Below are 9,131 nucleotides of genomic sequence, written 5' to 3' on the forward strand. Positions count from 1 at the left end.
TACTTGTAAACTGTATTCCTCGAAATCTCTAATTTTTTTGCGATAGCTGCCACCTTGAATCCTTGTTCTTTCAGTTGATGAACCTGCAAATACACTATTAATTTTTCCACCTTTCAAATCCCCCAAATAAGCCATGTTGAAAAGACTATCATAACTTATCTGGATTATAATTGGGGAAAAAGTGTTCATTTCTATTTAGCAGAAACTGTTGATTTTAGTTTAGCAGTTACAGATGGTCTTTTAACATTTGCTGATGCAGATGATTTAAAAGCAAAAATTGAAAAATTAAATCAAATTAAGAAAGATTTTTTGATTGATTCTTCGTTTAAGCCAGAGGATCACAAAAAAGCGAGTCAGTATGACAATTTTGAGAAAGAAAAAAATACTGTCGGAATGATCGGCAGTAAACTTGCCAATTTGTTTAAGTAAACGGATTTTTCCGTTTCTTATAAAAAAAATAAAACTCTAGGAGGAATTATATTATGTTTAAAACTACAAATTTAACTAACACTGAATCAGTATCTTTATCTAAAGAAATTGCACTTGTTGGGGTTCAAGACACTCCTTTAATGTCTCTTTTAATGGCTAAAGGACGTGTTGAAAAATCTAATGGTAAAATTCATACTTGGCGTGAGCGTAGTTTCGATACTACATCTGATATTTCACAGGTTGAAGGATCTGAAACTACAGTTTTCCAAGAAAGTGGTCGTGCGGAACTAAACAATGTTTGTGAAATCTTCAAAAAAGCAGCATCCGTTAGTGGAAGTGTTTCCGCTATTTCTGTTCCAGGTCAACCTAATATTTTTGCCGCTGAAATCAATGACCGATTAATTGAAACAAAAGTAGCAATTGAGAAAGCATTAATGGGCGGTGTTCGTAACGATGGTTCGGCTTCTCCATACATCCGTAGAATGGATGGTTTAAGCAAATGGGTGGATACTGCAAATAAGGTTACTGGGGAAACCGCAAATGTAATTTCAGAAAAAGAAATTAAAGACACTGTCCGTAAACTTTGGGCACAAGGACTTGCAACAGGCGAATATTTTGCAATTGTCAATGCCGACTTAAAAGAGCAAATTGACGAATTGTACAAAGGTTCTTACCGATACATTGCACAAGAAAATGTATTTGGTCTAACAGTAGACAAACTTCGCACAAATTATGGGGATGTAAACTTTATCCTATCTCGTCATCAAGACGCTACAAAAATGCACATTTTTGATGTGAATTACTTATCCCTAGCATTTTTGCGTGAACCATTGTTTGAAGCACTTGCCAAAACAGGTGATAGTGTTAAAGGTCATGTTTTGGCTGAATTAACGCTTAAAGTTGGTAGCAAAAAAGCAGTTGCTGAATACTCTTTAAAAACTTCCTAATACATAACCATTAAGAGGGTACTAGCTTAAAGCAGGTATCCTCTTTTTATTTATCTAATCAAAGGAGAAAAGGGGAATGAACAAAAAGGATGAGTATTTTCTAAAGCGTAGACATAAAAAAATCAGTATGCAAAAAATCGCCAATTATATTGGCTGCTCACAATCGCTAATTAGCCGTTATGAAACGGGTGATTGCGGGATGTCAAAAAGAAAAATTGAATTATATAGAAAATTTATTGATGAGTATAAAAATTAATCATTAAAAATAATCAAAGAAAGTGAAGGTGAAAAAATGAAAGAAACAAGAAATACGTCTTGACCACTTCCTTTTATTTCATTTGACCGTTTGAGAAAAAATTGAAAAGTACACTCAAACAAATATGGTCATGGATTAAAAGGAGGATGTCAACGAGCAATATTTTCTGCCGTTGACGGTAAGACGTTTAACATTAAAAGGTAGTGGGAGTATTTCTCGTCTTTCTATTACTATGAAAGCGACGCTTAAAGAGAAATTCCCTAACTGGTGTTTAGATAACAACAAATACATAATGTGTATCACAGATGATATTGATTCATTGTTTTCGTCAAAGTTACTTGAAGCGCATAAAGGATACACGATCAATTACTTTTACGACTTTAAAAAGCTATATCGAATTGACACATTAGACCAGATAAACAAAACTAAATCGGATGTCGTGGCAATTGATATGGCTGTAAATTATAAAATGAAAGCATTTGACAACCATGTAACACTATTAAACAGTGAGGATGAGCCAAACCCTAATAGTGCCAACCTAAACAACATATATAAAATCTCACGCAACAAGTATTACTTTTACAAGTATGCTATGTCTACATTGCTTACTGTCGTTTCGCTTTATGATATTTTTGACTACAAACAATTAACAGATGAGCAAAAATTGGTATTGTGGGCGATTGATTCAAGCTATTTAGGGTTTTATCAGCCGTACGAACGTGATCAGTTTGCTCATAAAAAATACCGAGAATTTTTGGAACTGGAAGAATTGGCAAGCGTACTGTATACATACCAAAAAAGCGACTTTATTGAAGTTATCCAGGAATATAAATTAAATGAAAAAATTTGTATCGATCAAGATGGATACTTAAAAACAGGGATTGCATTAGACAAATTGCAATCTCTTTTTTCATGTTTTAATTTAGATTTTTCTTTGCCGTCACAACAATTTACAATGTCACATGAGTTTAGTCAAACGGCAGGTAAACAAGCGTATTTAGTCGATAATGACTTTTTAAACAAATGCTTTTCTCACGCTTTCACGGGGCAACGGTGGCTGTCATATACGATGATTTAACTTAAAGGAGGATGAAATATCATCCTCTTTCTTATTTGACCATTTTTGACTAAAATAAAAATAGGAGGTATTTCCATGACGAAATCAGATTTTTTCTTCTGCTACAATAAACGTTTATTTACTTTTCTCAAAGATGTAAAGTCAATTGACTTTATCACTGTTGCAAAAAACACAAGTACAGGTAAAACATTCGCCATGTTTTATAAAAATGATATTTTACAAAAGGCGTTGGATGAATATAAAACACTAAATCATGATAAGTAGAAGATTATCACAAACTCAAAAACACAAATTTTGATATTTTACTTTTTGTCCGACTTGATAAGTGTTTGATTTATAAGGAATTTTTAATCAAAACCATGATATTTTAGGGTGAAGGGTACAAGGGTATTGCAAAAATTTTGATATTGTACTTTCTACCCTCTATATTTTGAATGCAAAAATCATGATATTTTTCGGAAATAAGGGATATATAGGTGTGTAAAAAAAAGAAGTGAAAAATGTAGTAATATCAATAGTTTTAGAGTTTTTGTAAAAAAATGTATGATGATATTTTGGGGTCAAGGGTACACTTTTTCAATACATAAACTATGATATTTTCAAGAAATAGGGGATGTAATTAACTTAGATAATAATAAAAGATAGAATAAGATAATATCTCTCAAAACACTAACGTGTTTCGAACTTGCTTCTTTAATATATACATAATCAATTGGAGGTAATCTAATGAATTTTAACTTTACACTAAAAGCAATAAAAATTAAATCTAACTGGTTTGATAAAGAAGGTCGTAAAAAAAATGTGTATGAAAAAATTACATACAAAGGTTTAAATCTCTACTTTCAATTATATAAATTTCGCCTACATAATCAAGAAAATGAACATACATTTATTACGTCCATTTCAATGCTACGGAAAGAGACAGGATACTCAACGGATGAAGTATTTGATTTGCTAAAGAAAATGCAAGGTGCGAAAATTATTAAACTTAATAATGTATCCCGTTGGGATTATCTAATTGACGAAAACGGAAGTATTAGAGATAAGGACATTTTAATTATTACTGCTACTGATGCCATTTCATCTTTTGGTAAAAAGGATGATGATTTTTACATCTATGTTCCTTTGGAATTATTTGAGAAATACAAACAAGCCGGCTTAACTGAAAAATATTTTGCATTGTACTGTCTAATTGCTAAATGGAGCAATAATATGGAAGGCAAGATGTACATGAAGATTGCTAAGATGGCAGATCATTTAGGATTTGATAAAGACTACATTCATAAAATGATTTATAAAATGAACAGAAACTACTTTATGTCGTCTCACAGAAGGACTCGGAAAGGTGAACATGGATACTTTTTTGAACATCACCTATTGACAAGTGTCAAAGAAGAAGAAATAAAAAAATTTCTTTTAACCGAAAAAGAGAATATGGATAGATTAATTAAACGTGTTAATAAAAAGAAGAAACAGAAAAAAGCAATTGACATTGAAAATGAAATGCCAATTGAAGAAGTTAAAGAAGAATCTAAACAAGAGCCAAAGCAACATGATGTAAAATGGGCATTCGGTAATAGGAAAGAGTCCTGGGGTGAACCTAACCCATTTGATCATGTACCTAATCCTTTGGGCTAGCAAAACGCTAGTCCTTTTTTTTATTCTCAAATTTAATCAAGGGAGCGAATCTATTATGAAAAAATCAAAAGATTTAATTGTTAAAGCATTGAGTATTCTTGTTGTCGGGATGGTAATTGCCCAATTTGTAGCCACTGTTTGTACCTTTACCATGATCTTAATGACAAAAGAAGTTTGGATAATGATACTTGTCTGTTTGGTGTATTTTATGATGAATCGTCAGTTTAAGAGGAGTGAAGTTAAATGAATATATATGATGCCTTAAAGACATTAAAATTCCATAAACAACAATTTTTCAAATATCACTTTAAAATTTGGTTTGATAGCGAAAAAGAAATGACAGAAGAGGAATTGTTAAAAACAACCAATCGTCACTCTATGAATGGATTTTATAGATGGATGAAAACGGAAGAATGGAAACATCTTGTTGCCTTGTATTTATCCAGCAAAACAGCCGAGGATTTAATTGCAATGTACAATTCTGTGAAGGAAAAAGCATTGACGGGTGATGAAAAGGCGGTAAAGTTGCTTTTACAACTTCAAAAAGAAATTGAACATCATCGGCAATTGGCGGTTAAAGCATTTAATAATGTTGTCCAAGATGAAGAGGATGACGATGATTTAGAGTTATAAGTCGTAGATAATTATCCACGACTTATTTTGGAGGTGAGTAAATGAGATTAACAAAGAAACAAAAAATAGAAAAGATTTTAGGTGACTTTAAGTTATTTGCAAAAAACTTCATTAAAATTGTTGATAATAACGGTGATCTTGTTCCATTTGTCTTAAATGAGCAGCAGGAAGAGTTTATCAATGGCATGACAAAATTTAATATCATTGCAAAAGCACGTCAGGGAGGATTTAGTACGGTTGCCCTGGCGTTTTGTCTTTTTAGTGCTTGTGTTAAATCAAATACAAAATATCTTATCGTTTCCTACAAATCCGATTCATCAAAGGAATTATTTGAACGGCTAAAAATGATGAACTATCACTTGCCGAGAGAAAAGTTTCCCGATGTGTTTCCCGATACGAAACGTGACAATAGGGATGAGTTATTATTGTCAAATGGTTCATTGATTCGTTGTGTGGTTGCAGGTAATAAGGATGTTGGGCGAGGGAGTACGTTTGAATGGATTCACTTATCAGAATATGCTTTTTACGACAACCAGGAGAAAACTTTATTGTCGTGCGAACAATCACTTGCTAAATCTCCTACAAGTCGTTTGGTGATTGAAACGACGTCTAATGGTGTCGGTAACAATTATTTTAAGTTGTTTATGAGTGCTTACAAAGGTAACTCAAAATACAAAGCATTCTTCGTGCCGTTTTTTGCCGATTTATACAAGAAACAATTCAAAGCCGATCATGACGAAGCCGAGAGATGGCACAAAGCATATTATGGCAAAAGATTGATGGAAAAAGACCTGGAAGAAGATGAACGTACATTATTTAAAATGGGTGCAAACTTACGTTTTTTAATGTGGAGAAGATGGAAGTTAATGGACATGCAATTAGAGGAATTTTATCAAGAGTACCCGTCCAATCCAATGGAATCATTTATAAGCTCAGGTGAATCAGTGTTTAACCCTGCATTGGTGCTTGAAAGAATCAAATATATCCTCTCTCCGTTACCTAAAAAGGAAGTGGAAAATGATATTCCACAAGAGTTAAGAAGATATTTAGGGAAACAGTTGTTTATTTACCATTTACCGAAAAGTAATAAGCGTTACTTTGGTGGGGTAGATACTGCAACTGGTGGTGGTGGCGATAGTTCGACTATAACTATCATTAATTCAGATGGCGAAGAAGTTTGTACCTTTGTCCATAACAAAGTGCCGGTATATGAATTTGCCGAGATAGTTAATACGTTAGGTAAGTATTATAACTATGCTTTTCTTTGCATTGAGCGTAACAACGTGGGTACGCCATTATTAGAGCGCTTGAGAAAAGAAAAAGGATACATGAACCTTTACAAACAGAAAATATTTAATCAACGGGGACAAAAGGTGATGCAATTAGGATGGCAAACATCTTCAACAACTAAAAGTATTTTGATTCAAGACTATAAGGAAATCTTTGAAAAAGGTTTGATTTTAATACATACGAAGGAAATTTTGGAACAAATGCAGATATATGTTGAAAAGGATAAAAAGTACGGCAATAAAGGTGGAAATGAAAATCATGACGATTTGGTTATTTCCGCTGCATTGAGTGTGCAGGCAATGAAGGCAAACAAATGGTATGTTGATGAAACAACATAAAAAGAGTAAAGCAATCCCTAAACGTTCCCGTAAACTCATTGTACCAAAATTAAGTAAACTTGCAACAATTTTGTGGTCAGCAAATTTTAACAGAAGGAGGTATTTTAGTGGATATTAGCCAATATATCAAAGAAGTATATGACGGTAAGCCCGATTGGTTTGTTGAGGAATGTAATAAGGTGAGCATTTCGCAACGAGTTCAAAAAATATTGGACATTAAAGAATATTTAAACGGTAGACATGCCATTAATCAAAGACCGAACGAAATGTTTAATGGAAAACGATATGAAACAAGGAAGATAACTTTGCAATATGCCAAGACGATTCTTAATTTCCAGACCAGTTATTTGTTGAAGAATCCCGTGAGTTTAAGTGGAGACGAAACAGTAGTAGGGGAATATAAGAAGGTATACAATAAAGGGAAATTTCATCGTATTGACCATTCCATTCTTGACAAAATGGTGAAGTATGGTGAGGGATGGGAGTATCTATACTTTGATGAAAAAAGGAACATCAAGAGTAAATTAATAAATCCTGAAGAAGTTGTTCCAGTTTACAATGACGAAGGTAAATTGATTGCGGTCATTCAGAATTATATGGTTGATGCGATTGATTATTATGTTGTCTATACTCCTGATACCGTTGAAAAGTATGATAATAATGGTGGAGAGTTACGGTTAGTTGATAGAAAGCCTAATATAAGTGGCTTGCCTATTTGTTACATCAATCAAAATGAAGTATCTGATCTATATGGTCGTAGTGATTTAGAGGATATTATAAGTATCCTTGATAACTTGGAGGACTTAATCAGCAAAGCAACAGACGGCTATTACAAATATATTACTGGGATTCCAGTTGCAATTGGTCAACAATTAAAGGGTGATGGTCTACCAAAAGATGTAGTTGGTGGTGGACTAACACTTGATGACGGTGCTGACTTTAAATTTGTACATAACCAATTTGACCACAAAGCATTTGAAACGTTATATAAGCATTTATTACAATCACTATTAGATATTAGTAATACACCTGCTGTGAGCATGAACAAGACAGATATAAGTAACCTATCAGAGGTTAGTATACAAATGTTATTCTCACTTGCTGACCTAAAGGCTTCATTAAACGCAAAGTATCTTGAGAAAGGCTTTGAGAAGCGATTTGAAGCGATTAGAAGGATGTTAAAGTATAAAGGGATAACGTTTAGTGATGATGAGTTTGATACGTTGAGTGTCGTATTTGTTCCTTCTACTCCGAAAAATGAGAAGGAGATCATCGAAAATCTTGAGAAGTTACAGGGTATGGGTGCGATTAGTTTGGAGAGTGTTGTTGAGCAAATACCTTACATCCATGACAAAGTGCAAGAGTTGGAGAGGATTAAAGCAGAACGGAATGTAAATATGGTAGAAGATAATCAAAGTGGAAATAACGTTGATGATGACAAGAAAAGCGAATTATGAGGATGATTGTTACTAACAAAAAGTAAGTAAAATAAGGTGTGCGAGTTGGGATGATTATATCATCCGCCGCACACTGTTATGTTATATATAGTCACTATAAAAAAGTAAGTGAAGTTAGAGTTTGTTCAAAAAAAAATACATTTTAATTAAATTGTTTAATGAAATGTATGTTCCCTATAAATTTACGCCTATTTTATTCGTTTTTTATGCAATATTTAATCGTGATAAAAGAAAAATTTTATGCAAAAAAGTGTCCATTCACAAACATTCACAAAATTTATCGAAATACCTACAACGCTTGATATATAAGGGATTATAGGGTGTTTGCATAAAATCCTGCATATTACATAATTCGTAAAACTTTGTGAAATGGCTTTATATCAACGTTTATTCATTGTATGTATTTTACATAATGGTTTTTATGTTGACTAAACGTGCATATACAATACATCTTTATACAATTTGATTATACGGTTTGACGAATGAAAATGTGTAAATAAGCGATACCCCAAGTTGGCATAAATTTTGCCAAGCATATCAAAAAACACACGAACGAAAAATTTTAAAAATGGCAGGAAAATCAATTTTTACATAGAATTACTTTATGTCGTCAGAATTCACCTTTTTCATTTGCACCCAATATAGAGTGCAAATTTTTTATTTCCAGAGGAGGGAATCACTTCCTTTATGTCGAATATAGTAGGCAAAAGGGAGGGGTGAAAAAATGCAATGGGAATATAAAACCTATACTTGGAATTCAGTGTAGAATCCGGTGATAGAATACTCAATAGTTCCGGTTGAAAATTCCCCACGTTTACCGGACAATCCCTCTGGGAGGGAGTTGTTCAAAATTATAACGAATGGGGAATTTTTTATGATCAAAGAAATGAAACAAAAAGGAATGTACATTACAGACATTGCTAATGAATTAGGGTGTGACAGAAAAACCGTCAGAAAGTGGCTTAATAAAGATGAGCTACCGGTATATAAAAGAAAACAACGTCCGAGTAAACTGGATCCTTATAAGGATTATATTCGCCAGCGAATGGATGAAGGTTGCTTTAA

10 protein-coding genes and 1 pseudogene are annotated in these 9,131 nt (G+C 33.0%); 10 read left to right on the plus strand and 1 reads right to left on the minus strand.

All coding sequences use genetic code 11. The features are described from left to right. Positions 1 to 110 (minus strand): helix-turn-helix domain-containing protein (locus tag H538_RS26990; protein WP_035351379.1); only part of this gene is annotated, 110 nt, incomplete at its 3' end. 372 nt (positions 111 to 482) lie between these two features. Here H538_RS26990 and H538_RS0117500 point away from each other — a divergent pair. The 10 genes and pseudogenes from H538_RS0117500 to H538_RS0117550 all read left to right on the plus strand — a co-directional run. Further along, on the plus strand, positions 483 to 1,376 hold the full coding sequence (locus H538_RS0117500) for an SU10 major capsid protein (protein ID WP_026678696.1): 894 nt from the start codon (positions 483 to 485) through the stop codon (positions 1,374 to 1,376). Between the two features lie 76 nt (positions 1,377 to 1,452). Next, positions 1,453 to 1,632, plus strand: a complete 180-nt coding sequence (locus tag H538_RS0117505) for a helix-turn-helix domain-containing protein (protein WP_026678697.1) — start codon at positions 1,453 to 1,455, stop codon at positions 1,630 to 1,632. A gap of 319 nt (positions 1,633 to 1,951) precedes the next feature. Then, positions 1,952 to 2,710: a hypothetical protein gene (locus H538_RS24260; protein WP_154658016.1), complete on the plus strand. Its 759-nt coding sequence runs from the start codon at positions 1,952 to 1,954 to the stop codon at positions 2,708 to 2,710. Between the two features lie 75 nt (positions 2,711 to 2,785). After that, on the plus strand, positions 2,786 to 2,974 hold the full coding sequence (locus H538_RS0117515) for a hypothetical protein (protein WP_035351382.1): 189 nt from the start codon (positions 2,786 to 2,788) through the stop codon (positions 2,972 to 2,974). A 462-nt stretch (positions 2,975 to 3,436) separates the two neighbouring features. Then, positions 3,437 to 4,348 carry a hypothetical protein gene (locus H538_RS0117520; protein WP_026678699.1) on the plus strand — a complete coding sequence of 304 codons (912 nt, stop codon included), beginning with the start codon at positions 3,437 to 3,439 and terminating at the stop codon, positions 4,346 to 4,348. Positions 4,349 to 4,403: 55 nt separating this feature from the next. Further along, positions 4,404 to 4,595 (plus strand): hypothetical protein, encoded by a 192-nt coding sequence (locus H538_RS0117525; RefSeq protein ID WP_026678700.1) that lies wholly within the window; start codon positions 4,404 to 4,406, stop codon positions 4,593 to 4,595. After that, the gene (locus H538_RS0117530; RefSeq protein ID WP_026678701.1) at positions 4,592 to 4,981 is read left to right on the plus strand and encodes a hypothetical protein; all 390 of its coding nucleotides are present in this window, start codon (positions 4,592 to 4,594) and stop codon (positions 4,979 to 4,981) included. Before H538_RS0117525 ends, H538_RS0117530 begins: the two co-directional genes overlap by 4 nt. Positions 4,982 to 5,022: 41 nt before the next feature. Further along, positions 5,023 to 6,609, plus strand: a complete 1,587-nt coding sequence (locus H538_RS0117535; protein ID WP_026678702.1) for a phage terminase large subunit family protein — start codon at positions 5,023 to 5,025, stop codon at positions 6,607 to 6,609. A 107-nt stretch (positions 6,610 to 6,716) separates the two neighbouring features. Beyond that, on the plus strand, positions 6,717 to 8,066 hold the full coding sequence (locus H538_RS24265) for a phage portal protein (RefSeq protein WP_035351385.1): 1,350 nt from the start codon (positions 6,717 to 6,719) through the stop codon (positions 8,064 to 8,066). An 850-nt stretch (positions 8,067 to 8,916) separates the two neighbouring features. After that, positions 8,917 to 9,131, plus strand: a pseudogene (locus H538_RS0117550) (IS21 family transposase); the annotation flags it as partial.

The sequence above is a fragment of the Fictibacillus gelatini DSM 15865 genome, assembly GCF_000430745.1.
Lineage (GTDB): Bacteria > Bacillota > Bacilli > Bacillales > Fictibacillaceae > Fictibacillus_A > Fictibacillus_A gelatini.